Origin of the sequence: Streptomyces asiaticus (assembly GCF_018138715.1) — a bacterium.
Taxonomy (GTDB): Bacteria; Actinomycetota; Actinomycetes; order Streptomycetales; family Streptomycetaceae; genus Streptomyces; species Streptomyces asiaticus.
The window spans coordinates 7093269-7115979 of sequence record NZ_JAGSHX010000006.1 but is presented as its reverse complement, the minus strand read 5'-3'; the positions used below and the strand labels follow the sequence as shown (position 1 = coordinate 7115979).

At 71.9% G+C, this 22711-nt stretch carries 22 protein-coding genes; 12 read left to right on the top strand and 10 right to left on the bottom strand.

The features are described from left to right. Nucleotides 1-20: 20 nt before the first annotated feature. The 4 genes from KHP12_RS38215 to KHP12_RS38200 all read right to left on the bottom strand — a co-directional run bounded on the left by KHP12_RS38215 (nt 21) and on the right by KHP12_RS38200 (nt 6079). Complete coding sequence (locus tag KHP12_RS38215) at nt 21-773, bottom strand: amino acid ABC transporter ATP-binding protein (RefSeq protein WP_167442404.1); 753 nt, start codon at nt 771-773, stop codon at nt 21-23. A 5-nt stretch (nt 774-778) separates the two neighbouring features. Next, nucleotides 779-1669 (bottom strand): amino acid ABC transporter permease, encoded by an 891-nt coding sequence (locus KHP12_RS38210; protein ID WP_210609137.1) that lies wholly within the window; start codon nt 1667-1669, stop codon nt 779-781. Nucleotides 1670-1856: 187 nt separating this feature from the next. After that, the gene (locus KHP12_RS38205) at nt 1857-3869 is read right to left on the bottom strand and encodes an FAD/NAD(P)-binding protein (protein ID WP_246648808.1); all 2013 of its coding nucleotides are present in this window, start codon (nt 3867-3869) and stop codon (nt 1857-1859) included. A gap of 959 nt (nt 3870-4828) precedes the next feature. Further along, nucleotides 4829-6079, bottom strand: a complete 1251-nt coding sequence (locus tag KHP12_RS38200) for a DUF5685 family protein (protein WP_086885433.1) — start codon at nt 6077-6079, stop codon at nt 4829-4831. Between the two features lie 233 nt (nt 6080-6312). Here KHP12_RS38200 and KHP12_RS38195 point away from each other — a divergent pair, with 233 nt between their 5' ends. Then, nucleotides 6313-6744, top strand: a complete 432-nt coding sequence (locus KHP12_RS38195) for a cell division protein SepF (protein WP_037949899.1) — start codon at nt 6313-6315, stop codon at nt 6742-6744. Nucleotides 6745-6756: 12 nt separating this feature from the next. Here KHP12_RS38195 and KHP12_RS38190 read toward each other — a convergent pair whose 3' ends face one another. Further along, nucleotides 6757-7944 (bottom strand): acyl-CoA dehydrogenase family protein, encoded by a 1188-nt coding sequence (locus KHP12_RS38190; protein ID WP_086885432.1) that lies wholly within the window; start codon nt 7942-7944, stop codon nt 6757-6759. 715 nt (nt 7945-8659) lie between these two features. Next, complete coding sequence (locus KHP12_RS38185; RefSeq protein WP_211834196.1) at nt 8660-10432, bottom strand: MFS transporter; 1773 nt, start codon at nt 10430-10432, stop codon at nt 8660-8662. Between the two features lie 284 nt (nt 10433-10716). Between KHP12_RS38185 and KHP12_RS38180 the strand changes: the two genes are divergently transcribed. Both KHP12_RS38180 and KHP12_RS38175 read left to right on the top strand, forming a co-directional pair. Next, a complete protein-coding gene (locus tag KHP12_RS38180; protein ID WP_086883865.1) occupies nt 10717-11904 on the top strand; it encodes a putative hexosyltransferase in 1188 nt (395 codons plus the stop codon). A gap of 321 nt (nt 11905-12225) precedes the next feature. Further along, complete coding sequence (locus KHP12_RS38175; protein WP_086883866.1) at nt 12226-13260, top strand: phosphatase PAP2 family protein; 1035 nt, start codon at nt 12226-12228, stop codon at nt 13258-13260. A 217-nt stretch (nt 13261-13477) separates the two neighbouring features. On the opposite strand, the gene KHP12_RS38170 is transcribed toward KHP12_RS38175, so the two are convergent. Further along, the gene (locus KHP12_RS38170) at nt 13478-13693 is read right to left on the bottom strand and encodes an I78 family peptidase inhibitor (protein ID WP_037949885.1); all 216 of its coding nucleotides are present in this window, start codon (nt 13691-13693) and stop codon (nt 13478-13480) included. Between the two features lie 393 nt (nt 13694-14086). Between KHP12_RS38170 and gvpO the strand changes: the two genes are divergently transcribed. The 9 genes from gvpO to ctaD all read left to right on the top strand — a co-directional run bounded on the left by gvpO (nt 14087) and on the right by ctaD (nt 19312). Then, nucleotides 14087-14389: a gas vesicle protein GvpO gene (gvpO, locus tag KHP12_RS38165; RefSeq protein WP_037949882.1), complete on the top strand. Its 303-nt coding sequence runs from the start codon at nt 14087-14089 to the stop codon at nt 14387-14389. Between the two features lie 48 nt (nt 14390-14437). Next, entirely contained in the window at nt 14438-14887 is a 450-nt protein-coding gene (locus KHP12_RS38160) for a gas vesicle structural protein GvpA (RefSeq protein WP_086883872.1), read from the top strand. Continuing rightward, complete coding sequence (locus KHP12_RS38155) at nt 14884-15603, top strand: GvpL/GvpF family gas vesicle protein (RefSeq protein ID WP_211834195.1); 720 nt, start codon at nt 14884-14886, stop codon at nt 15601-15603. The genes KHP12_RS38160 and KHP12_RS38155 overlap by 4 nt, the downstream gene beginning before the upstream one ends. Before the next feature lie 17 nt (nt 15604-15620). Next, nucleotides 15621-15809, top strand: coding sequence for a gas vesicle protein GvpG (locus KHP12_RS38150; RefSeq protein WP_372455257.1), 189 nt, complete (start codon nt 15621-15623; stop codon nt 15807-15809). Between the two features lie 80 nt (nt 15810-15889). Beyond that, nucleotides 15890-16171: a gas vesicle protein gene (locus tag KHP12_RS38145; protein WP_244203092.1), complete on the top strand. Its 282-nt coding sequence runs from the start codon at nt 15890-15892 to the stop codon at nt 16169-16171. Further along, nucleotides 16168-17052, top strand: coding sequence for a GvpL/GvpF family gas vesicle protein (locus KHP12_RS38140; RefSeq protein WP_211834194.1), 885 nt, complete (start codon nt 16168-16170; stop codon nt 17050-17052). The genes KHP12_RS38145 and KHP12_RS38140 overlap by 4 nt, the downstream gene beginning before the upstream one ends. Further along, nucleotides 17049-17249 (top strand): gas vesicle protein, encoded by a 201-nt coding sequence (locus KHP12_RS38135; RefSeq protein WP_037949872.1) that lies wholly within the window; start codon nt 17049-17051, stop codon nt 17247-17249. Before KHP12_RS38140 ends, KHP12_RS38135 begins: the two co-directional genes overlap by 4 nt. Next, nucleotides 17246-17524 (top strand): gas vesicle protein K, encoded by a 279-nt coding sequence (locus tag KHP12_RS38130; protein WP_037949869.1) that lies wholly within the window; start codon nt 17246-17248, stop codon nt 17522-17524. Before KHP12_RS38135 ends, KHP12_RS38130 begins: the two co-directional genes overlap by 4 nt. 78 nt (nt 17525-17602) lie before the next feature. After that, nucleotides 17603-19312, top strand: a complete 1710-nt coding sequence (gene ctaD, locus KHP12_RS38125) for an aa3-type cytochrome oxidase subunit I (RefSeq protein WP_210609141.1) — start codon at nt 17603-17605, stop codon at nt 19310-19312. Here ctaD and KHP12_RS38120 read toward each other — a convergent pair. From KHP12_RS38120 to KHP12_RS38110, 3 genes are all read right to left on the bottom strand, one after another. After that, the gene (locus KHP12_RS38120) at nt 19281-20240 is read right to left on the bottom strand and encodes a helix-turn-helix transcriptional regulator (RefSeq protein ID WP_037949863.1); all 960 of its coding nucleotides are present in this window, start codon (nt 20238-20240) and stop codon (nt 19281-19283) included. The two genes, ctaD and KHP12_RS38120, sit on opposite strands and share 32 nt — an antisense overlap. A gap of 95 nt (nt 20241-20335) precedes the next feature. Continuing rightward, the gene (locus KHP12_RS38115) at nt 20336-21196 is read right to left on the bottom strand and encodes a hypothetical protein (protein ID WP_086885725.1); all 861 of its coding nucleotides are present in this window, start codon (nt 21194-21196) and stop codon (nt 20336-20338) included. A gap of 41 nt (nt 21197-21237) precedes the next feature. Beyond that, the gene (locus tag KHP12_RS38110) at nt 21238-22476 is read right to left on the bottom strand and encodes a glycosyltransferase family 4 protein (protein ID WP_086885726.1); all 1239 of its coding nucleotides are present in this window, start codon (nt 22474-22476) and stop codon (nt 21238-21240) included. Between the last annotated feature and the right edge of the window lie 235 nt (nt 22477-22711).

The window sequence follows — 22711 nt, the reverse complement described above, 5'->3', positions numbered from 1 at the left end:
TCTCGTGAACATCGGTGGCCTCAGAGGACCTTGGAGAGGAATGATGTGGTGCGCTCGTGGCTCGGGGTGTCGAGCACCTCGGCGGGTGTGCCCCGCTCGACGATCCGGCCGCCGTCCATGAAGACGACGGTGTCGGCGACCTCCCGCGCGAAGCCGATCTCATGGGTGACGACGATCATCGTGGTGCCCTGGTGGGCCAGGTCCTTGATGACATCGAGGACCTCGCCGACCAGTTCGGGGTCGAGCGCGGAGGTCGGCTCGTCGAAGAGCAGCAGCTCGGGCTCCAGGGCGAGGGCGCGGGCGATCGCCACCCGCTGCTGCTGTCCGCCGGAGAGCTGCCGGGGGTACGCGGCCGCCTTGTCGGCCAGACCGACCCGGTCGAGCAGCGCCTCGGCGGCGCGCACCGCCTCCTTCCTGGGGCGGCGCAACGCCGATATCGGCGCCTCGACGATGTTCTCCAGCACCGTCAGATGCGGGAAGAGGTTGAAGTTCTGGAAGACGAAGCCGATCCGGGTGCGCTGTTTGAGGATCTCGCGTTCGCGCAGCTCGTGGAGGCGGTCGCCCTGGCGGCGGTAGCCGACCAGCGAGCCGCCGACGCTGATCCAGCCGCTGTCCACCTTCTCCAGGTGGTTGATGGCGCGCAGCAGGGTGGACTTGCCGGAGCCGGAGGGGCCGAGGACGACGGCCACCTCCCCGGAGCGCACCTCCAGGTCGATGCCGCGCAGCACCTCCAGGGACCCGAAGCTCTTGTGGACGGAGCGGATGTCGACCATGGCGGTCATCGGGTGGCTCCCCGCGAGAAGTGGCGCTCGACGTAGTACTGCGCGATCGAGAGCACGGTGGTCAGGATGATGTACCAGACGGTCGCGACCATCAGCAGCGGCACAACCCGGCCGTTGCGCCCGTAGATGACCTGCACCTGGTAGAAGAGCTCGCCGATCGCCATGACGGAGACGATCGAGGTGCCCTTGAAGAGCGAGATCACCTCGTTGGCGGCGTTCGGCAGGATCGACCGCATCGCCTGCGGGAGCACGATCCGGCGCAGCTGCCTCAGCCGGGGGATGCCGAGCGCGGCCGCCGCCTCCAGCTGCCCGCCGTCCACGGCGAGGACGCCGCCGCGCACGATCTCCGCCGCGTAGGCCGCCTGGTGGAGGGCGAGTCCGAGCACCGCCGCGCTCATCGCCCCGACCAGACCCGCGGTGTCGAAGGAGAAGAAGCCGGGGCCGAAGGGGATGCCGAAGTCCAGCCGCTTGTAGAGATAGGTGAGGTTGAACCAGAAGAGCAGCTGGACGATGAGCGGGATGGAGCGGAACGCCCAGATGTAGGCGAAGGCGACCGACTTCAGGAAGGGGCTGTGGGACAGCCGCATGAAGGCGAGGACGATGCCGAGGGCGAAGCCGAGCGCGGTGCCGTAGAAGGTGAGCTGGATGGTGATCCAGACCGCCTTGAGGATGGTCCGGGTGGTGAAGAAGTCGGCGAAGACGTCCCATTCCCAGCCGGGGTTGGTGATCAGGCCGTGGGCGAACTGGGCCACGAGGACGGCGGTGACGACGACGGCGGCCCAGCGCCAGGGGTGGCGTACCGGGACGACCTTGAGGGCGGAGTAGTCCTCGCGTTCGGCGCCGCTTGTGGCGGCCTTGCCGACGGGTGGATCGGAGGTCAGGGACATGGAGGGTCCTTCGGGGGGAGCGGAGGGTTGTGCGGGGGATGGTTCCGGGGGCCCGGGAGTGGTCCCCCTGGGGTGGTTTCCGGGGGGGTGGTCTCCCCGGGGGGTTCCGGGGGGCGCTCAGGCGGCGAAGCTCAAGCGGTGAGGCTCAGGCGGCGAAGCTCAGGCGGTGAGCCTCAAGCGGTGAGCCTCAAGCGGTGACCGTGGCGCGACAGGACAGTTCGCGCAGACAGCGCAGCAGGGCGCGCGCGGTGGCGTCGTTCTGCCGGAACGCGGGCGCGTTGGTACGGGGCCGGGCGAAGGCGCCCGAGGCGCGGGCGTCGGTGTGCGGGCCGAGCGCGAAGCGGCGCGGATGCGGGCGGCCCGTCCGGTCCAGGATCCGGGCGTCGGCGGGGCTGACGGCGAGCAGCCCGGCCGGGGTGGCGGCGGCGCCGTCGCGGTGCAGGGAGCGCAGGAGGGTGTCGCGGGAGCGGTCCACGGTCGGTTCCGGCAGCCGTGCCTCGACCAGCGCACGGGCCTCGACGGCATGGCCGGGCACACTGGCGGAGCTCGCCCGGAACACCCCGCGCACCGGATCGGTGGTCACGGTCATCTCGGCGCCGAGGAAGCGGACCACTCCGGCGCGGGAGAGGGCGAGCAGCTGCTCCAGCCGTGGCCCCGGCGGGCCGGAGGCGAGGAAGCTGAAGAAGCCGTGCCACCAGTTCCCGATGTCGCCGAGCCGGATCAGCTGACCGTAGACGGAGAGCAGGGCGAGGAAGACGGCCAGGTCGGGGCTGTGCGCGGGGTCATGGCGGCGGGCGAGGTCGGCCTCGACATGGCCGCGCAGCGCCTGTTGCAGGGCCTCGTGGTCGCCGAACCGCAGCCCGGCCAGGGGGCGGTCGAGGGTGTCGAGGTCGAGCCGGTCGGCCGGGTCGGGCACGGCCGCCGCGACCAGAACGTCCAGGTCGGGGCTGCCGGGCGGGCAGGCGGCGTACTTCTCCTCGAACGCGGACCACTCCCCGGCCACGCGCTCCGGGTGGGCGGTGAACAGCCGGTGGTAGTGGGCGAACCCCAGCTCCTTGGCGATCAGCGGCCAGATGTCGCGCCGGAAGTCCGGCCGCCCGGGGCGCGCGAGCAGCGCATCGACCTCGGCGGGGCCGAAGAAGCGCGGCACCGGGGGCCGCTCACCGCTCAGCGAGTAGCCGATCTTGGCGTGGTACGGCACACCGCGCCGGGAACCGGCGTACAGCACGGGCTCGCGGCCGGAGGGCCGGTAGACCAACTCCCCGTCCGGACCGCGCTCATAGCGTCCGCCGCGCCCCTCGGTGAGCAGCACCATCAGATCGACGAAGGCGAGGCCGAGGCCGCGTACGATCACCGGCTCGCCGGGGCGCAGCGCGCTCACATCGCTGTCGGCGGTGAACTCCGGTGGGAGGTGGACCAGTTGGTGCTCGGCGGCGAACGCGGTGAGCGCCCGCTGCTCGGCGTCGAGTTCGGCGTCGAGGTGGCCGAGGGCGAGGACCACGGCGTCGGCGGTGAGCGGCGCGGCCCGCCCCTCCAGCCACACCTGCTGCCGTCCGTCGCGCGGCCCGGTGACGCGTACGGCCCGGTCCCGGTGCTCATGGACGATGGCGCCGGGTGGCAGATCGGCCACGGCCCGCTCATACACCCAGCGCAGATAGGCGCTCTGGAGCCGTCTGGTGGCGAAGCTCCGCCCGGTCAGGGCGGCAGCCTCGGCGGCGAGTTCGGGCGGCAGGGTGTGCGGCGGCTCCGCCCCGCGGACGTCACGGACCTCGCGGACGACACGGACCTCACTGACCTCGTCGCGAGCCTCGCGGACGTCACGGACGTCACGGACGTCACGGACGTCACGGACCTCGCGGGCCCATTCGGCGAGGGAGGGACCGGGGCGTATCGGGCCTTCGCGCTCCACCGACTCGTCGGTGAACATGGTGACGTCCTCGGCCATGGAGTTCATCCACAGCAGCGGGGACTGATCGGGGCGCCAGATGCGGCCGCCGCCGGGCGGATGCGGATCGACCAGGTGCAGCTCGAACGGGGCGCCGTCGCCGTACAGCTCGGGGGCGTTGGCGGCGATGCGCTCGATCAGTCCGGTGGCACGCGGGCCCGCGCCGACGATGACGACCGTGGCGGGTGAGACGACCGTGGCGGGTGATCGGAAGGGGTGGTCCGGATGCGCTGGATGGTCCGGGTTCGCGGACATGCGGAGGCTCCGTGAGTTCTGAAGTGAACACACGCATGGCCTTCACACACACCGAGCCCCTCAGCTCGACAACGGCCGGGCCCCTCAGCCCGGCATGCGAGCCTTTCGGCCCGGCATGGGCCCGAGAGTAGGACGACCCCACGGTGCGCTGTCAAGACTGTCCGAACTGTGAGCAGCGCGTCTCACCGCGGTTGACGCGGAAGCGGAAGGCTGCTCCACTTGCTCCATGGACTCATGGCAGCGACTGGTCACGCGCGACCACATCGACTTCGGTCGGGTGTGGTCGTCGTCCTGTTCGGGCTGACCGCCCGCCTCCGCTGCCGTAGGGGAACTCCCTTCCCCAGCGCTTCGAGGCTTCGCCCGCGCCTGCCGGGCTCCCTCCCCCGGTGTGGCCGCAGCCCATCCGCGTCGTCACGCGCCTTCGGCCTTCCCACACACGCCAGTGCTCCGCCCCTCCCTCCCCTCAACCCGTCTTTCGGGTACGGGGGGGGGTGTCCGGCGGTTCTTTCCCCTCCCCGCCCCTTCCCGTAACCATGGGCTCCGCCCCTGGACCCCGGCCCCGGGCGAAGCCCTGCCCCGCGGCGAAGCCGCATACCGATACCCCGGAAAGGGGCGAAATCCCAGCCCGGGGGCTGGGGCGAACCCCCGCCCAGGGCGGCCTGGAGCCCCCGCCCGGGGTCCGGGGCTGAGCCCCGGCCCGAGGTCTGAGGCGAACCCCCGCCCAGAGCCTGGAACCCCCGCCCAAAACCTGAGGACAAGCCCCCATCCAAGACCCGCAGCGAAACCCCGCCCAGGGGACTGGGCCGAAACCCCCGCCCGGGTCTGGGGCGCAGCCCCGGCACGGAGTCTGGGGCGCAGCCTCAGTTTCGGGAAGGGGCGGGGAGGGGAACAGTCCGCCGCAGGCGGCAAGACCCGAGGGGAACAGCCCCCGGCAGGCTGCACGATCCGCCGCAAACCCCCTAACAGTCGCAGCCGCAGTCACAACCATCACAGCAGTCGCAGCTACAGCAGTCACCGCAGTTACCGCAGCAGTCACAACAGTCGCAGCAGTCATCGCACTTATGGCACAGGCCCTCCCGCGGCTGCCCGGTCCACGGGTCGTGGTACGGGTCGCGGCAGCACACCTGGCAGGTGCAGCAGAGCCCGGTCCACACCAGGCAGCCCGCGATCAGCCCCCGCCGGCGGCCGTGCGGCGGCTCCGGGGGCGGGGGCGCGCCGCCGGGGCCTCCCGGGTTGATCCACGGCGACTGCGGCGGCCCGTAGGAGGCCTCCGGGGCGCCCGGGGTGCCCGGAGCGCCCGGCATGCCCGGCGTCCCCGCGCCCTGGCCGCCGCCGTGCGCACAGCCCGTGGTGCCGAAGGCGCGGTCCACCGCGCGCCCCAGCTCGTGGACGAGCAGTACATGGGCGAGCCGCCCGGAGCCCCTACCCGCGAACTCGGTGTCCTTGAGCGCCAGCCGCACCCCGTGCACCGCGTCGTCGCACAGCCTGCGGACCTCGGCGAGGTCGGTCCCGGTGGCCGCGATCGGGTTCCAGGCGCCGGTCTCGGCGTCCTCGGCCAGGTCCTCCACCGCGTCCAGCAGATGCGCCAGCCGCCCGAAGAGCCGCCCCGCCTCCTCCAGCGGCGCCCGGTTGCCGGGCCGCCCGGCGAGCACGGCGGTGTGCCCGAAGGCCGCGGCGGTCGCGGTCTCGGTGGGCTCGGTGACGGTCAGCAGCGGGGTGCCGGGGCCCGCGAGGGACTCCAGCTCCTCCTGCCGTCCGACCGCGTCGAGCAACAGGGCGGTGTCGAAGCCGAGCGCGGCGCCGCTGCGCTCCCCCGCCCGGTCCCACCGCCCGGCCACCCGCCGGGCGGCCGCGGCGACCGGCCGCCGGGCCAACGCCCCGTCGCCGTCCGCCACATGGTCGCGCATCTTCGCCGAGGCCAGCACCAGCGAGACGGTGGCCGCGAGACGCGCCCCCTCGCCCTGGGCGACCGACGCCGTCCGCATCCCGCGCAGCGGACAGGGCCCGGCGGTCCGCCGCCAGCCCTCCGACCGCCCTGCCTGGGCCTCCACCAGCACCGATATCACCAGGCCGTCGTAGTTGGTGGCGATGCGGGCGAACTGTCCGTGGTCACCCCTCAACGCGAGGCACAGCCCGCACAAATGCGCCATCCACTCAGTGCGCAGGTTTTCCGACAGCCGATGCCGACAAGGCCGGATAATGCCAAACACCACGATCCCCGTTCACCCGTACGTCCCCGACGTCACCCGTCCGGCAGCGGCGGAGTCTACCCATTGCTCCGTCAGCCCTTGTAAGCAGGTGGAACTCTGATATGGCGCCAGCCGTTGTGCACCAGTAACGTCACGAATCCCCTGTGCGGCCGCAATCCACGTGGCAGACCATCCGCATCATGGACGACCATAGAGGGGCGGACGGTACACACCATCAGGGAGAGGAGGCGTCCATGGGATCGGTACGCAAGGCAAGTGCCTGGCTTGGCCTCGTCGACGACAGCGATGACGAGCGCTACTACGACGACGACTACGCCGAGGGGTCCGAGCCCGGCGACTCCTGGATGACCGACCCGCGAGCGCGGGTGGCCGACGAGACCGCGCGGGACCAGGGCACCCGGATCGCCACGGTCACCCCGGACGGATTCCGGGACGCCCGCGGCATCGGCGAGCTGTTCCGGGAGGGCGTACCGGTCATCGTGAACCTCACGACGATGGAGTCCGCCGACGCCAAGCGCGTGGTGGATTTCATGGCCGGACTGATCTTCGGGCTGCGGGGCTCGATCGACCGGGTGGCCAACCGTGTCTTCCTCCTCACCCCGGCCGACTTCCAGATCGTCAGCGGACAGTCCGGCCACGCCACGGGCTTTTTCAACCAGAGCTAGCCTCGGGGCCGCTCACCGGAAGGCGTCGATTCCGGTGAGCGCCTTGCCCAGCACCAGTTGGTGCATTTCGACGGTGCCCTCATAGGTGAGCACGGACTCCAGATTCGTGGCGTGCCGCATCACCGGATACTCCAGCGAGATCCCGTTGGCGCCCAGAATCGTCCGGGCCGTGCGGCAGATCTCGATCGCCTCCCGCACATTGTTCAGCTTGCCGAAGCTGACCTGCTCCGGGCGGAGCCGCCCCGCCTCCAGGCGCCGCCCCAGATGGTGGGCGAGCAGCACCCCCTTGTGGAGCTCCAGCGCCATATCGGCCAGCTTGGCCTGGGTGAGCTGGAAGCCGCCGATCGGCCGGCCGAACTGCTCCCGCTCGCGCGCGTACTCCAGCGCCGACTCGAACGCGGAGCGGGCCGCGCCCATCGATCCCCAGATGATGCCGTAGCGGGCGTGGCTCAGACAGCTCAGCGGCCCGCGCAGACCAGTGACCTCGGGCAGCACCGCGTCGGCCGGCAGCCGCACCTCGTCCAGGACCAGCTCGCTGGTGACCGAGGCGCGCAGCGACCACTTGTGCTTGATGTCGGGGGCCGAGAAGCCGGGCGTGTCGGTGGGGACGACGAAGCCGCGGATGCCCTCGTCGGTACGAGCCCACACCACGGCGACCCCGGCCACCGAGCCATTGGTGATCCACATCTTGCGGCCGGTGAGCACCCAGTCCGAGCCGTCCCGCTTGGCGTAGGTGCGCATTCCGGCCGGGTCGGAGCCGTGGTCGGGCTCGGTCAGCCCGAAGCAGCCGATGACCTCGCCGGCGGCCATCCGGGGCAGCCACCGCTGCTTCTGCTCCTCGGAGCCGAAGCGGTGGATGGCGTACATGGACAGGGAGCCCTGCACCGACATCAGGGAGCGGATCCCGGAGTCGGCGGCCTCCAGCTCCAGACAGGCCAGGCCGTACTGGATCGGGCTTGCGCCCGCGCAGCCGTAGCCGGTGAGGGACATCCCGAGCGCGCCGAGGGAGCCGAGCTCCCGGGCCAGCTCGCGGATGCCGGGCACCTCGCCGCGCTCGTACCAGTCGGCGATGTGCGGCAGCACGCGATCGGCGGCCCATTGCCGCATGGTGTCGCGGACCGCGAGGTCCTCGGGGTCGAGGAGATCGTCGAGCCCCAGCGGGTCACGCGGATCGAACGACGGCAGGGTGCCAGCGGACATGGGTGGCGGCCTCCGGTGGATGCGGTTCCGGGTACGCCGGGCGGTACCGGCCGCCGGGGCGCGTCCTCCCGCCCGGCGGCCGGGTTGATCAGCCCGGCCGATCCGACGCTACGGCCGGGTAACCCCTGACGTCCAGACCTGCTCACGCCGGACCAGCAGGGCCGGGCAGCGTTCGGGATCTGGGGCGGAGCCCCGGCCCGGGGTCTGGGCCGGAACCCCCTCCGGGGCCTGGGGGCGGAGCCCCGACCCGGGGCCCGGGCCGGAACCCCCTCCGGGGCCTGGGGGCAGAGCCCCGACCCGGGGCCCGGGCCGGAACCCCCTCCGGGGCCTGGGGGCAGAGCCCCGACCCGGGGCCCGGGCCGGAACCCCCTCCGGGGCCTGGGGGCAGAGCCCCGACCCGGGGCCCGGGCCGGAACCCCCTCCGGGGCCTGAGGCAGAGCCCCGACCCGGGGCCCGGGCCGGAACCCCCTCCGGGGCCTGAGGCAGAGCCCCGACCCGGGGCCCGGGCCGGAACCCCCTCCGGGGCCTGGGGGCAGAGCCCCGACCCGGGGCCCGGGCCGGAACCCCCTCCGGGGCCTGGGGGCAGAGCCCCGACCCGGGGCCCGGGGCGGAGCCCCAGTTTCGGGAAGGGGCGGGGAGGGGAAAATCCGCCAACCACCGCGTGGGACCCGGGCGGGGTCGGTCGGGGCCCGGCCCGGACTCGGGCCCGGGTCGGTCAGGACTCGGCGGCGACGGTGGCGCGGTCGAAGCGGGCCGGGGCGTCCGGGGCGTCCGGCCCCTGTTGGTCCGCCGAGCTCTGCTGGTCCGCCGCCCCCCGCTGGTCCACCGGCCCCTGATCCGCCGCCCCCCGCTGATCCACCGGCCCCTGCTCCGCCGCCCCCTGCTGGTCCGCCGCGCCCTGGCCGGACTCCTCGTCGTCGGCGGCGCACTCCATGACCTTGGGCAGCCGCAGCGCGGCCAGCGCGCCGAGCAGCAGCAGACCGGCGCTGACCGCGAGCGTGACGTGCAGACCGTGGACGAAGGCGGCGCGGGAGGCCGAACGCAGGGCCTCCCCGGCGTGGCCACCGAGCCGGTCGGAGACCTTGTACGCGGCGCCCAGCGACTGGCTCGCGGCGGAGCTTGCGGAGGCGGGAACGCCGGGCACCGAGGAGACGCCGGGCTTGTAGGCGGCGTTCATGACGCTGCCGAGGAGGGCGATACCGATCCCGGCGCCGAGCTGGTAGGAGGTCTCACCGATGGCGGCCGCGCCGCCCGCGGAACCGGACGACGCCTCGTTGAGCATGGACTCGTACGCGCTGAAGAGCGTGGTCTCCAGGCCGAAGCCCAGGACGATGAAGCCGCCGACGAGTACGGCGGGCCGGTCGGCCTGGCCCATGGCGGTGAGCGAGAGCACGGCGAGGGCGGTGAGCCCGAAGCCGACCGCGACCATGGTCCGTGGGCCGAGCCACTGGAGCATCCGGGACCCCACGAGCCCCGCGGCCATTGCGGCGAAGGTGAGCGGCAGCAGCCGCAGCCCCGTCTCGAGCGGGGTGAGCCCAAGGACGAGCTGGAGGTACTGGGCGGCTATGAGCTCCAGGCCGACGAGCGCCAGCAGGGCGAGCACGATACAGCCGACGGAGATCGAGAAGGCGGGCCGGGCGAACAGCTTGAGGTCCACCAGCGGATGCGTACGGCGGCGCTGGCGGCGGACGAAGAGCACCAGCAGCACCACCCCGACCAGCACCGGCGCGGCGGTCACGGCGTCCAGCGGCCCCGCGCCGCTGCCCACCCGCTTGACGCCGAGGACGACGCAGAACAGCCCGCACGCGGCCATGACCGCGCCCAGCACGTCCCAGGGGCCGTTCTTGTCGCCGGTGGACTCCGGCAGCAGCCAGCGGCCGACGGGCAGCGCCACGATCATCAGGGGAAGGTTGACCAGGAAGACCGAGCCCCACCAGAAGTTCTCCACCAGGAAGCCGCCGAGCAGCGGGCCGACCGCCGCGCCGACGGCGGCGACCGCGCTCCAGACGCCTATCGCCAGCGCCCGCTCCCGGCGGTCCGGGAAGACCTGGCGCAGTATCGACAGGGTGGCGGGCATGATCATCGCGCCGCCGACGCCCAGCAGGGCGCGGGCCACGATGAGGATCTGGGGGTTGGGGGCGAAGGCGGCGATCGCGGAGGCGGCGCCGAAGAGCGCGTAGCCGAGCAGCAGGACGCGCCGTCTGCCGACGCGGTCGCCGAGGGTGCCGAAGAGGATCAGCAGCGAGGCGCAGACCAGTGGGTAGACGTCCACGATCCACAGCAGTTCGATCCCGCCGGGGCGCAGATCCTCGGTCACGGCCGGGACCGCGACATGGAGCACGGTCGCGTCCACGGCGACGAGCAGCAGGCTGACGCAGAGCACGAGGAGCACGACCCAGCGGTTCGCCCCGCCGCTCGCCTCGGTGCCGCGCCATTGCCGGGGAACGCCCGCCGTCCGCCGATTGCCGGCCGTGGTCGTCCCGGACATGTACGCACCTCCCTGGGTCTTGCGCTCGCGGTCCGCCGTCGTGACGGCGGTACGTCACGTCGTAGGGACGTCCGGGTGACCCCGGTGGCGAAGGCGCGAGTGAGAGGTCAGGGTACGCGAGTCCCCGCGCGAGCCGTGTGCCGCAGGTCATGTTGGGACCGGACCGCGGATGGTTACGGAGGCGTACGTTCCAGACTTCCCCTTTTGTCCCCCTGTCTCCCTGCCGTCCATCCTGTGTCCACAGGCCCCGCGAGTAGCCCGGAACATCCTTGATAATCGTCGCCGTGACTGATCTCGCCCAGGCCGGCGCCGTGCCGCTCAGCGACGACGGCCGACCGGGCCGCGCCGCTGGTCGCGCGCTGCGCCGGGCCGCTCCAGCACTGCTCGCGTATGCGGGGACGCGCCTTCTCGGGCTGGTGGTTCTCGCGATCTGGGGAGCCTTCGCGGACAAGAGCCCGCACCAGCTGCTCTCCGCGCGCTGGGACTCGCTGTGGTACACCCGCGTCGCCGAGGAGGGGTACGGCTACACGCTCCATCTGCCCGACGGCGCGATCCACTCCAATCTGGCGTTCTTCCCCCTGCTCCCGGCGCTGGAGCGGGTGATATCGGCCATAGCCCCGCTGGGCGCGGCCGACGCCGGTCTGCTGGTGAGCTCGGTCACGTCCCTGTTCGCCGCCTGGGGGATCTTCGCGATCGGGGATCTGCTGTACGGACGGCGGGTGGGCGTCACGCTGGCCGTGCTGTGGGGTGTGCTGCCGGTCGGGATCGTGCAGTCGATGGCGTACTCGGAGTCCCTCTTCACGGCGCTGGCCGCCTGGGGGGTCTACGCGGCGCTCACCCGGCGGTGGGTGTGGGCGGGGCTGTGCGCGGCGCTCGCGGGGCTCACCCGGCCGGTGGGGGCCGCGGTGGTCGCCGCGGTGTGGGTGGCGGCCGCGGTGGAGCTGCTGCCCGGCGGGCGATGGCGCCACGCGTGGCGCCAGGATCGGAGTCTGCTCGCGGGCGTCGTGCTGGCGCCGCTGGGCTGGCTGGGCTATGTGGTGTGGGTCGCCCTCCGCACCGGAAGCGTCACCGGCTACTTCGACGTGCAGAACGGCTGGGGCAACGGCTTCGACGGCGGTCTGGCCTTCGCGGGCTTCATCGGGGGGCTGGTGATCGAGCCGCCCTTCGTGGGCGGGCTCGGGCTGCTGCTCGGCGTCGGGGCGCTGATCTGGCTCGCGGTCCGCTGTGTGCGGCAGCGCCAGCCGCTGCCGCTGCTGGCGTACGGCGGGGCGGTGCTCGTCCTGGCGCTGGCCGCGAAGGGGTACTTCGGCTCCAAGCCCCGGCTGCTGATACCGGCCTTCCCGCTGCTGCTGCCGATCGCGGTCGCCCTGGCCCGGCTGCGCCCGGTGCGCGCCGCGCTGGTCCTGGGGTCGGTGGGGATCGCCTCGGCGGCGTACGGGGCCTTCTGGCTGCATGGCTCCGGGCCGCCCTGATCCGGCCACCGCCGCGATCCGGCCACCCCGGCCGGCCCGGCGGAGCCCCGCCGACGATCACTCCCGGCCACCCGGCGACACCAAGGGAAACTTCGGGGAACGCTATGGCTAATAGGCGATAAACACGCCCTGTAAGAATTCCATAAAGTCCCTGAGACACGCCCATTGGAAGGTGGGGAGCAGAAAAGTCCCGGGGCCTCGTGCATTCCTTGGAAAGGGCCCGGCCAAAAGCCGTGGACGAGACGCACTCCACATCACATCGTCATCACAAAGCGACCTGATCGACCGAAGCCGCCTGTCACGCAATGTAACGTCGATTAGGTGCGTACCGAAGACAAGCTCCCCACGACCGAGGAGCGAAGGCCCGATCTCGCGCGACCGCGCATGACCCGAACACGCTTCTGGCTGCTTGGGACCACGCTGGCGGTCTACGCGGCGACCGTGATCGGCGTGCTCACCACCTCATGGCTGGTGAAGCTCGACTGGCAGGTCATGCTCTTCCGGCCCTACAAGCAGTGGCCCGAGTTCCACACCTTCCTGGACTACTTCGTGGTCATGGGCCAGCGGGGGCCCACCGCCGTGGCCGTCGCCGCCTGGCTGGGGTGGTGCTGCCACCGGCAGCGCACCCTGCGCCCGCTGCTGGCGCTGGGCACCTCCCTGCTGCTGCTGAACGCCACCGTGGGCGCGGTGAAGATCGGCTTCGGCCGGCTCGGTCCGCACTACGCGACCACCGTCGGGTCCAATGAGATGTGGGGCACCGGCGATATATTTCCTTCGGGTCACACCGCGAACGCCGTGGTCACCTGGGGCATTCTGGCCTATCTGGCGACCACCCCCGTGGCCCGCAGGGTCGCCTCGCTGATCGCCGCGGGCTTCGCCTTCGGGGTCGGCATGACCACCGTCTACCTCGGCACCCACTGGCTGAGCGATGTGGTGCTGGGCTGGGCCGCCGGGGTGCTGGTGCTGCTGGCGCTGCCCTGGCTGGAGCCCGCCATGGCCCGCGCCGAGGTGCTGCTGCTGACCCTGTGGCACCGGCTGCGCGAGCTCCGGGCGCCCGTGCCGGTGCCGTCCGGACGGCCGGTCGCCGGGACCCCGCTGGCCACCCCGCGCACCGCCCGCGACGACGAGCTGCCCGCCCGCGAGACCGTGGCCGTGGTCCGGCCCGGCACCGCCACCGGCCGGAGCCCCGACGGGCGGCCCCTCCACCCGGTCCGCCAGCACACGGTGCGCTCCGAGCGCACCCCGGTCACCCCGGTCGGCAGCCGCCGACCGCCGCACGCCGACCGGGTGCCGCGCGCCACGGCGCCCTTCGGCCCGTCCGGCGCCTCCCGGGGCCGGACGGCCACCGGAGGCTGAGCCACCCACCGGGCCGCGGGGCGGTACGCACCCTCTCCCCCGCGCCGACCGGTCGCACCCACACCACGGCCCCGGAACGCTCCCACCAGAGCGTTCCGGGGCCGTCGTCGTATCCGCGCCGGGCGCACCGGCCCATCAGCGCGGGCGCGCACCGGCGCGGGCGCGCACCGGCGCGGGCTCGGGCCGGTCGGCGGTCGGCCCGTCGGCCCTCGCCCGGTCAGCCGCGCCAGCAGCGCTTCACCGTGCCCTCGTCCACCTCGAAGTCGATCCGCCCCCGCAGATACTCCATGGTGATGATCGCGCCCGGCGGAAGCGTCCGTACGGTGCTCCAGCCGCGTGCGCGCGCCCTCTCCTCGGCGGTGCCGGCATCGAGGCCCACATAGCTGTCGAGGTCGTCGTCGGGTTCGGCCGGAAGGTTCGGTACAGGTCCCATGAGAGCCACCGTAGGTGGCTCCCTACGGGTGGCAAACCCAGAGTTGTCTTGGACCGCCACGGGACTACCACCGCCCCATGCCTCTCACGGCCGCCATTCGTCACACTTGTGTCACAGAAAACACGCCCGGGTTTGTGAACGACTTCATCACTCTTCCGGGGCTTGTGTTGACGCCTCGAAGATGATTGCGAGTTTCCGTCGATATCCCGCGCCAAACGGCCGGCTCCGGTATGGGCGGCGGTGCGTGGCCGAGATCTGTCGAACAATTCCCGAGGCGACCAGGAAAGCACGGCCCGGACCCCTCCGGAGCGCACAATTCCACCACAAATGGGCGGGGCCGAAGCCCGAGGTTTACCCCCACCCGGACGCGGTACCCGCCGCCCCGGAGCCAACATGACTGACAGATCCGATGAGACCCCCGAGAAGACGGCGGCCGGCGGTACGAGCCCGCTGGCACTCCTGCGTGCCGCCCGTGAGCAGCTCGCCGAGCTGACGGGCCTGTACCCCGAGTCCCTCCCCCGTCTGGAGCGGACCGACGACGGGTGGCTGCTGGAGGCCGAGGTGACGGAGCTGGTCCGGGTGCCGGAGACGATGAGCCTGATGGCCCTGTACGAGGTGACCCTCGACCCGGACGGCCTGCTGACCGGCTACCGACGCCTGCGCCGCTATGAGCGCGGCCGGAGCGACCGCCGCTGACACCGGCGGGGACCGGACGCCACCGGAAACGAGAGGAACCCATCCAACATGACCACTGTTGTCCCGGCACAGCAATCCAGGGGCGGGGGCGGCACCAGCGGCCTGTACGACGTCCTGGAACTCATCCTCGACCGAGGGCTGGTGATCGACGCGTTCATCCGAGTCTCCCTGGTCGGCATCGAAATACTCAAGATCGACGTTCGGATCGTGGTCGCGAGCGTCGACACCTATCTGCGGTTCGCCGAGGCGTGTAACCGCCTCGACCTGGAGTCGGGCCCGAACAAGTCGCCCGGGCTGCCCGAGGTCGTGGAGGGCATCACCGAGAACGGCGCGCGGTCCAAGACCAAGGGCGCGCTCTCCGGCGCCGGCGACACCGTCTCCAAGGCCGCCCAGTCCGTGGCCGACGCGATCCGCCCGTCGGAGGAGGAAGAGGAGGAGCCGCGCCGGCGCCGTCCGGCCCGTAAGGCGGCGCCGCGGAAGTCCGAGGAGTCCTCATGACCACGTATGTCTACGGCATCGCGCGGGGCGAGGTCCCGGACCTGGGCGATGGGCTGCTGGGCATCGGCGACCCCCCGCTGCCGGTCCGGGCGCTCAACGAGGGCGAGCTGGCCGCGATCGTCAGCGACTGCCCGCCTGAGCTCAAGCCCCGGCGCCGCGATCTGCTGGCCCACCAGCATGTGCTGGCCGAGGTCAGCGACTCCCGCGCGGTGCTGCCGATGCGCTTCGGCAGCGTCTCGTCCAGCGACGACGACGTCCGCAGCGTGCTGACCGAGCACGCCGACCGCTACCAGGACCAGCTGAACCGGCTGACCGGCCGGGTGGAGTACAACGTCAAGGCCGTGCACGACGAGGACTCGGTGCTGCACCAGGTGCTCGCCGAGGAGCCGGAGCTGCGGTTGATGGCGGAGGCCAACCGGGCGGCGGGCGGCGGCACCTACGAGGACCGGGTGCGCTTCGGCGAGCTGATGGCGAGCGCGGTACGGGCCCGTGAGGTGCGGGACGCGAAGCTCGTGGAGGAGGCGCTGGCGCCGACCGCCGAGGATGTGCGGCCCGGCCCGGAGAGCGGCGGCTGGTTTGTGAGCCTGTCGCTGCTGCTCGCCAAGGACTCCGCCGATCCGCTGCTGTCGGCCGCCGCCGACCTGGAGCGGGCCCATCCCTGGCTGAAGCTGCGGATCAACGGTCCGCTGCCGCCGTACAGCTTCGTCGAGTCCTGATGCTGATGATCGGCTGGGTGCTGAGGCAGGTCGTCGCCGCGGCGGAGCGGGAGTACTACGACCCGGCCAACATCCAGCGCGCCCTGGCCGAGCTGGAGACCCAGCTCGACCAGGGCGTGATCGACGAACGAGAGTTCGAGCGGCAGGAGGACGTGCTGCTCGACCGGTTGGAGGAGGCGCACCAGTGGGCGAACGGGACTCTGTGACCACCCGGGGCGGTGCGGCCCCGACGGCCGGCGCCTACGGCTCACCGGCGTCGTCGCTCGGCTCCTCGGGGTCGTACGGACTGGCCGGACGGGGTGAGGGCGGGGCGAACCTCGCCGACATCCTGGAGCGGGTGCTCGACAAGGGCGTGGTGATCGCGGGCGACATCCGCATCAATCTGCTCGACATCGAACTTCTCACGATCAAGCTGCGGCTGATCGTGGCCTCGGTCGACAAGGCCAAGGAGATGGGCATCGACTGGTGGGAGCACGACCCGTCGCTCTCCTCACGCGCCCGGACCGGGGTGAACGGCGGCGAGAAGGCCGAGGTGACCGGCGGGGAGAACCGGGAGACCACCGAATGACCGAAGGACTGCGGTACGCCTACGCGGTCGTGCGCGACACCGGTGCGCCGGATGCCGCCCTGGACGCCCTCACCGCCCTGGAGAGGGTGACCGGCGTCGCGGACGAATCGGTGTACGCCGTACGCCATCTGGGGCTCGCCGTGCTGGCGGGCGCCGTACCGGCCGAGGACTACGCCGAGGGCCCGCTGCGGAAGCGGCTGGAGGACATGGCCTGGCTGGAGAAGATGGCCCGGGCCCATCAGCGGGTGGTCGACACCGCCGGTGCCGAGTCCTGTGTCATACCGGTCCGGCTGGCCACCGTGTGCCACGGCGACGAGGGGCTGCGGCGGATGCTCGCCACCGGCCGGGAGCGGTTCACCGCGGCGCTGGACCGGCTGGAGGGCCGGGTGGAATGGGGCGTCAAGGCGTACGCCACACAGCCCGCCGCCGAGGAGCCGCCCGCCGGGACCGCGAACGCCGCTGACGCCCCGAGCACCCCGCATGACCCGGGCGCCATGTCCGGCCGCGACTATCTGCGCCGCCGCAAGGCCCAGCGACAGGCCGCCGAGCAACGCTGGGGCGATACGGAGGAGGGCGTGCGGCTGGTGCACGACACCCTCGGCGGGCTGGCCGAGCAGTCCCGGCTGCATCCGCCGCAGGACCCCCGGCTGTCGGGGATCTCCGACCGCAATGTGCTGAACGCCGCGTATCTGGTGCGGCGCGAGGACAGCGCCGACTTCGCCGAGCGGGTCGGTGAACTGGCCGGGCGGACACCCGCGCTCCGGGTCGAGCTGACCGGCCCCTGGGCGCCGTACTCCTTCACCGCCATGGACGAGTTCACCGCCATGGACGAGACCTCCGGCGCGGCAGGGGAGACCTGGGGCGCGGGGGCGGACGGATGACGACGGCCCCCGAGGGCCCCCTGGCCCATCAGCAGATCGCCCTGGTGGACGTGTTGGACCGGCTGCTTGCGGGCGGGGTGGTGATCACCGGTGATCTGACCCTGCGGATCGCCGACGTCGATCTGGTCCGTATCGATCTGCGCGCGCTCATCAGCTCGGTCAACGCCAATGTGCCGTCCCCCTGGGAGGAACCGTGAGCCGCAAGCTGGAGCTGGACCAGGACACCGTCGAGCGCGATCTGATGAAGCTGGTGCTCACCGTCGTGGAGCTGCTGCGCCAGCTCATGGAGCGGCAGGCGCTGCGCCGGGTGGACCAGGGCGATCTGACGGAGGACCAGGAGGAGCGGATCGGGCTGACGCTGATGCTCCTGGAGGACCGGATGGGCACGCTCTGCGACCGCTACGGCATCGCGCCCTCCGACCTCAATCTGGACCTTGGGCCACTCGGTCCGCTACTGCCCCCGAGGGAGTGACGCTCGGGGCAGCTCCCCGGATCACGCCGCCCACCGGGCGATCATGGCGTTACCCGCCCAGGACACGAAGGAGTCCCGATGGCGACAGAGACCGCGCGGGCCGCCGGTCCGGTACGGGAGACGCGGCAGGGCAGTGTGCTGGTGGACTGGCTCACCACCACCGACCACAAGAAGATCGGGCATCTGTATCTGATCTCGTCGTTCGGCTTCTTCCTGGTCGGCGGCGTGCTGGCGCTGGTGATGCGCGCCGAGCTGGCCCGTCCGGGACTCCAGATCGTCTCGCAGGAGGAGTTCAACCAGGCGTTCACCCTGCATGGCACGATCATGCTGCTGCTGTTCGCGACCCCGGCGTTCGCGGGGTTCGCCAACGAGATCATGCCGCTCCAGATCGGGGCGCCCGATGTGGCCTTCCCACGTCTCAACATGCTGTCGTACTGGCTGTATCTGTTCGGCGGGGTGATCGTGGTGGCCGGTCTGCTGGTGCCGGGGGGCGCCGCGGACTTCGGCTGGACCGCCTACGCCCCGCTCAACAGCCCGATCCGCTCCCCCGGTATCGGCGCCGATATGTGGATCATGGGGCTGGCGCTGTCGGGGTTCGGGACGATCCTGGGCGCGGTGAACTTCCTGACCACCATCATGGCGATGCGCGCGCCGGGCATGACGATGTTCCGGATGCCGATCTTCACCTGGAACACCCTCTTCACCTCGATCATGATCCTGATGGCGTTCCCGGTGCTGGCGGCGGCGTTGCTGGCGCTGGAGGCGGACCGGCGGTTCGGGGCGGTGGTCTTCGATCCCCGGTACGGCGGGCCGCTGCTGTGGCAGCACCTCTTCTGGTTCTTCGGCCATCCCGAGGTCTACATCATCGCGCTGCCGTTCTTCGGCATCATCTCCGAGATCATCCCGGTCTTCTCGCGCAAGCCGATCTTCGGCTATGTGACGCTCATCGGCGCGACCATGGCCATCACCGGGCTGTCGATGGTCGTCTGGGCCCACCACATGTTCGCCACCGGATCGGTTCTGCTGCCCTTCTTCTCCCTGATGTCGTTTCTGATCGCGGTGCCGACCGGGGTGAAGTTCTTCAACTGGATCGGCACCATGCTGGGCGGCTCGGTGTCCCTGGAGGCGCCGATGCTGTGGGCGGTCGGGTTCCTGGTGAGCTTCCTCTTCGGGGGACTCACCGGCGTCATCCTGGCCTCACCGCCACTGGACTTCCACGTCACGGACACGTACTTCGTCGTGGGCCACTTCCACTACGTGGTCTTCGGGACGGTCGTCTTCGCGATGTTCGCGGGGTTCTACTTCTGGTGGCCCAAGTTCACCGGGAAGCTGCTGGACGAACGGCTGGCCAAGATCCACTTCTGGACGCTGTTCACCGGCTTCCACACCACCTTCCTGGTGCAGCACTGGCTGGGTGTGGAGGGGATGCCGCGCCGCTACGCCGACTATCTGGCGGCCGACGGCTTCACCGCGCTCAACACCGTCTCCACGATCGGCTCCTTCCTGCTGGGCATGTCGACCCTGCCGTTCCTCTACAACGTCTGGAAGACGGCGAAGTACGGGAAGAAGGTGGAGGTGGACGACCCCTGGGGGTTCGGCCGCTCCCTGGAGTGGGCGACCTCCTGTCCCCCGCCCCGGCACAACTTCACCACGCTCCCCCGGATCCGTTCCGAGTCGCCTGCCTTCGATCTGAACCATCCCGAGGTGGCGAGCCTGACCCAGGAGAGGGACCAGCAGCTGAAGCCGCGGGGCTCGGTCAGCCCAGGGCCCGGTCCAGCCGATTCCTGAGCTCCCGGATGTGGTCGTTCAGCTCCACCGGCTCGCGCACCTCGAAGTCGAAGCCGCTCAAGGCGATATGGACCACCAGCGCGTCGAGGCTGTGGGCGCCGGTGTGCAGCAGACAGCTGTGCTCGTCCACGGCCTCCAGCACCCCCACCGTGGGCATGAAACGCTCGGCCGCCCGCTCGGCGGGCACCCGCAGCAGCACGGTGGCCCGCTGGGCGTAGACGGAGGTGGTGATGCCCCGGGCCACATAGGCGGCGATGTCGTCGGCGGGCGGGCGGCGCGGGGTGAAGCGGGGGCCGTGCGGCGGGGTCGGGGTGATCCGGTCGACCCGGTACGTACGCCAGTCGGCGCGTTCCACATCCCAGGCGACCAGGTACCAGCGGCGCTGCGCGGCGACCAGCCGGTGCGGTTCGGCGGTGCGGCGGGTGACCGCACCGCCGTGGTCGCGGTACTCGAAGCGCAGCTGATGGCAGTCCCGGCAGGCGGCGGCCAGCTCGGTCAGCACCGCGGGGTCCACCCCGGGGCCGCCGCTCCAGCCGGACAGCGGCACGGTGAAGGCGGTCAGCGCGCCCACCCGGCGGCGCAGCCGGTCCGGCAGCACCTGCTCCAGCTTGGCCAGGGCCCGCACCGAGGTCTCCTCGATGCCCTCGACCCCGCCGCCGGCCGCCTGGCGCAGCCGCACCGCGACCGCCACCGCCTCCTCGTCGTCCAGCAGCAGCGGCGGCAGCTGGGCGCCCGCGCCCAGCTGATAGCCACCGCCGGTGCCCGGCGCGGAGTGCACGGGGTAGCCGAGCTCGCGCAGCCGGTCGACATCGCGGCGCACGGTGCGCGGGGTGACCCCGAGCCGGTCGGCGAGGTCCGTGCCGGACCATTCGCGGTGGGCCTGCAACAGGGAGAGCAGGCGGAGCAGGCGGGCCGAGGTCTCCAGCATGGGGCCGAGTCTGTCACCGATCGAGGACAGCTTCCGTCCTCAAGGCCGCCCTCGGTCCTCAGGGCCGTCCTCGGTCCGCTCTCAGGATCCCGGGCTCAGGCGAGCGCCTCGATCCGCACCGCGAGGTCGTTGTCCCGGGTGTAGTACGGACGGGCCAGTGCCTCCCCGTGCGGACCGGCCACCGTGCGCGGCGGATAAGTGAAGATCTCCTTCTTGTCCGCGACATCGTCCAGGATCCGGGCGAGCCGCGCCGGGGCCATGGTCCGGTCCGCCGGGCGCAGCCACAGGTCCCAGACGTCCGCGCCGCCGCCCCAGGTCCGCGCGAGGTCGGCGTAGGAGAGTGTGAAGGAGAAGTCCGGGCCCTCCACCTCCAGCGGTGCCGTGCGCACCGGGCCCTCGCCCCCGCGGCAGCGGGCCTCGACCACCGCGTCGGCCAGCCACTCGGACGGGTACGCGACGCGGTAGAGCCGCCCCCGCACCGCCATCGTGTCGTCCTCCAGCCGGATCTCCCCGGCCTCGGCGTGGGGCGCCCGCCGCCAGCTGCGCAGCGAGAGGTTGCCGTGCTTGGTGGCGTACGGGATGCGGACGGACAGCGGGGAAGTGCTCGGCCCGGGACGGCGGTCCACGAGCGAGCGCAAATCGTTCAGGCCCGGGGCGAGCCGCCGCGGCTCGGCGTCCCGGTAGGCCACATGGACGTCCCAGCGGCCCTCGGGCAGGGCGACGTTACTGGGCAGGGCGGCCTGGAGCCGGCCGTCCGCGGTGGGGCCCAGCGGCAGCCGCACCTCCCCGTCGGGGGCGTCCCTCCCGCCCCGGCGGATCAGCACCAGCGCGCCGCTCCAGTCGTCGTGGCCGCCCGGGGCCGGGCGGGCCCAGTCGGCGATGTGGAAGGTGAGCCCACCGGCGGAGTCCGCCACGCAGTCGGCGCGGGCGGGGGCGGCCTCGGCGGCCTCACTCATTCTGTCCTCCTCGACGTGCTGCGTTGCCTGTGCCGGTGCACTCATGCGACACGCACCTTCCGCAGGGAGTCCTTGGCTGCGAACGCGCCACCGATCAGGGAGCCGCGGGCCCGGTGCAGGGAGCCCCGCAGTCCGCCGCGGCCGATCAGCTCGGAGAACAGCGTCTCGTAGCGCCCGGCCACCCGCGAGGGGTCGAAGCGGGCCGAGTCCTTCAGCGCGGCCTGCCCCATCTGCTGGCGCAGCTCGTCGTTGTTGATGAGGTCGAGCAGCGCGGCGGCGATGGCGTCGGTGTCGCCGGTGGGGACGAGACGGCCGTCCACACCGTTGTCGATGATCTCCGCGGGCCCGTGCGGGCAGTTGGTGGACACCACGGGAAGGCCGCAGCGCATGGCCTCCACGATGGTCATGCCGAACGACTCCAGGCTGGAGGTGACGGCGGCTATGGAGCCCTTGGCCCACTCGGGGTCGAGCGGATTGGCCGGGCCCATCAGGAAGACGTGGTTGTAGAGGCCGAGCTTGTCGATGAGGGCGCGCAGCTTGGCGTGCTGGGCGCCGCCGCCGTAGATCCGCAGCCGCCAGTCGGGGCGGGCCTCGCTGACCTTGGCGAAGGCGCGGATCAGCAGGTCGTAGCGTTTCACCGGGGCCAGTCGGCCGGCCGCGACCACCCACTTGCCGGTGCCGTCGGCGGGGTCGAGACCGGGCTCGGGCACGCTGTTGGGGACCGCCTCGACCCGCACGCCGGGCAGCCGCATCTGGCTGCGGTAGGTCCGGGCGTCGGCCTCGGTCACGGTGGTCACCGCGTCCAGCCGGGGGTAGACGGCGCGCAGGGCCCGCTTCAGTCCCTTGGAGTGGGTGCTGAGCGTCAGATGCTCCTGGCCGACTCGTACCGGACCGCGACGGGCCTCCCGGGCGATGTGGACATTGAGCCCGGGCCGGGTTCCGACAACGATATCGGCCTCGAGCGAGCGCAGATGATCCGCGATACGGCGGTCGGTGAGCGCGCTGTACTGCTTGGAGCGGCCCTCGATCGCGGGGAAGACCTTCGCCGGGCGACCGTGGTCAGGGTCGGCGCCGTCGTAGGACGGACTGCTCTTCCGGAGGTCCACGAGATGGCTCAGCCGCACCCGCGAACCGGGGTCGAAGACCGGCTGGTCGCGGTGGCGGAAGACCGACACGATCTCCACATCGTGCTGCTCCCCCAGGGTGCGGGCGAGGTTGTACGTGGTCCGGATCGTCCCGCCGATCCCGTACGCGTTGTGAATAAGGAAAGAGATGTGCATCCGGCCCCGTATCCCACTGCTTCCCCGCGGACGGGTGTCTCGTCCGCCTACCACGATGTAAGACGGTGAAAAGTGGCACAGGGTTGGGTTTCATCATCTTCTTGTGCTCCAACAGATGTGAAATCGGTAGGGAGTCGGGGGAACTTTTCGGCCCGACGGCACATCAGACCGCGGGGTGGCCGGGCGCGTGACCCACGCCCCGCATGGCCCGTTGTCTACGTATGAGCCGGGAACC

Excerpts from the sequence above, each read along its gene's own strand:
- KHP12_RS38215 (WP_167442404.1), bottom strand. The coding sequence starts at position 773 with ATGGTCGACATCCGCTCCGTCCACAAGAGCTTCGGGTCCCTGGAGGTG.
- KHP12_RS38210 (WP_210609137.1), bottom strand. The coding sequence starts at position 1,669 with ATGTCCCTGACCTCCGATCCACCCGTCGGCAAGGCCGCCACAAGCGGC.
- KHP12_RS38205 (WP_246648808.1), bottom strand. The coding sequence starts at position 3,869 with ATGTCCGCGAACCCGGACCATCCAGCGCATCCGGACCACCCCTTCCGA.
- KHP12_RS38195 (WP_037949899.1), top strand. The coding sequence starts at position 6,313 with ATGGGATCGGTACGCAAGGCAAGTGCCTGGCTTGGCCTCGTCGACGAC.
- KHP12_RS38190 (WP_086885432.1), bottom strand. The coding sequence starts at position 7,944 with ATGTCCGCTGGCACCCTGCCGTCGTTCGATCCGCGTGACCCGCTGGGG.
- KHP12_RS38185 (WP_211834196.1), bottom strand. The coding sequence starts at position 10,432 with ATGTCCGGGACGACCACGGCCGGCAATCGGCGGACGGCGGGCGTTCCC.
- KHP12_RS38170 (WP_037949885.1), bottom strand. The coding sequence starts at position 13,693 with ATGGGACCTGTACCGAACCTTCCGGCCGAACCCGACGACGACCTCGAC.
- gvpO (WP_037949882.1), top strand. The coding sequence starts at position 14,087 with ATGACTGACAGATCCGATGAGACCCCCGAGAAGACGGCGGCCGGCGGT.
- KHP12_RS38160 (WP_086883872.1), top strand. The coding sequence starts at position 14,438 with ATGACCACTGTTGTCCCGGCACAGCAATCCAGGGGCGGGGGCGGCACC.
- KHP12_RS38155 (WP_211834195.1), top strand. The coding sequence starts at position 14,884 with ATGACCACGTATGTCTACGGCATCGCGCGGGGCGAGGTCCCGGACCTG.
- KHP12_RS38140 (WP_211834194.1), top strand. The coding sequence starts at position 16,168 with ATGACCGAAGGACTGCGGTACGCCTACGCGGTCGTGCGCGACACCGGT.
- KHP12_RS38135 (WP_037949872.1), top strand. The coding sequence starts at position 17,049 with ATGACGACGGCCCCCGAGGGCCCCCTGGCCCATCAGCAGATCGCCCTG.
- ctaD (WP_210609141.1), top strand. The coding sequence starts at position 17,603 with ATGGCGACAGAGACCGCGCGGGCCGCCGGTCCGGTACGGGAGACGCGG.
- KHP12_RS38120 (WP_037949863.1), bottom strand. The coding sequence starts at position 20,240 with ATGCTGGAGACCTCGGCCCGCCTGCTCCGCCTGCTCTCCCTGTTGCAG.
- KHP12_RS38115 (WP_086885725.1), bottom strand. The coding sequence starts at position 21,196 with ATGAGTGAGGCCGCCGAGGCCGCCCCCGCCCGCGCCGACTGCGTGGCG.
- KHP12_RS38110 (WP_086885726.1), bottom strand. The coding sequence starts at position 22,476 with ATGCACATCTCTTTCCTTATTCACAACGCGTACGGGATCGGCGGGACG.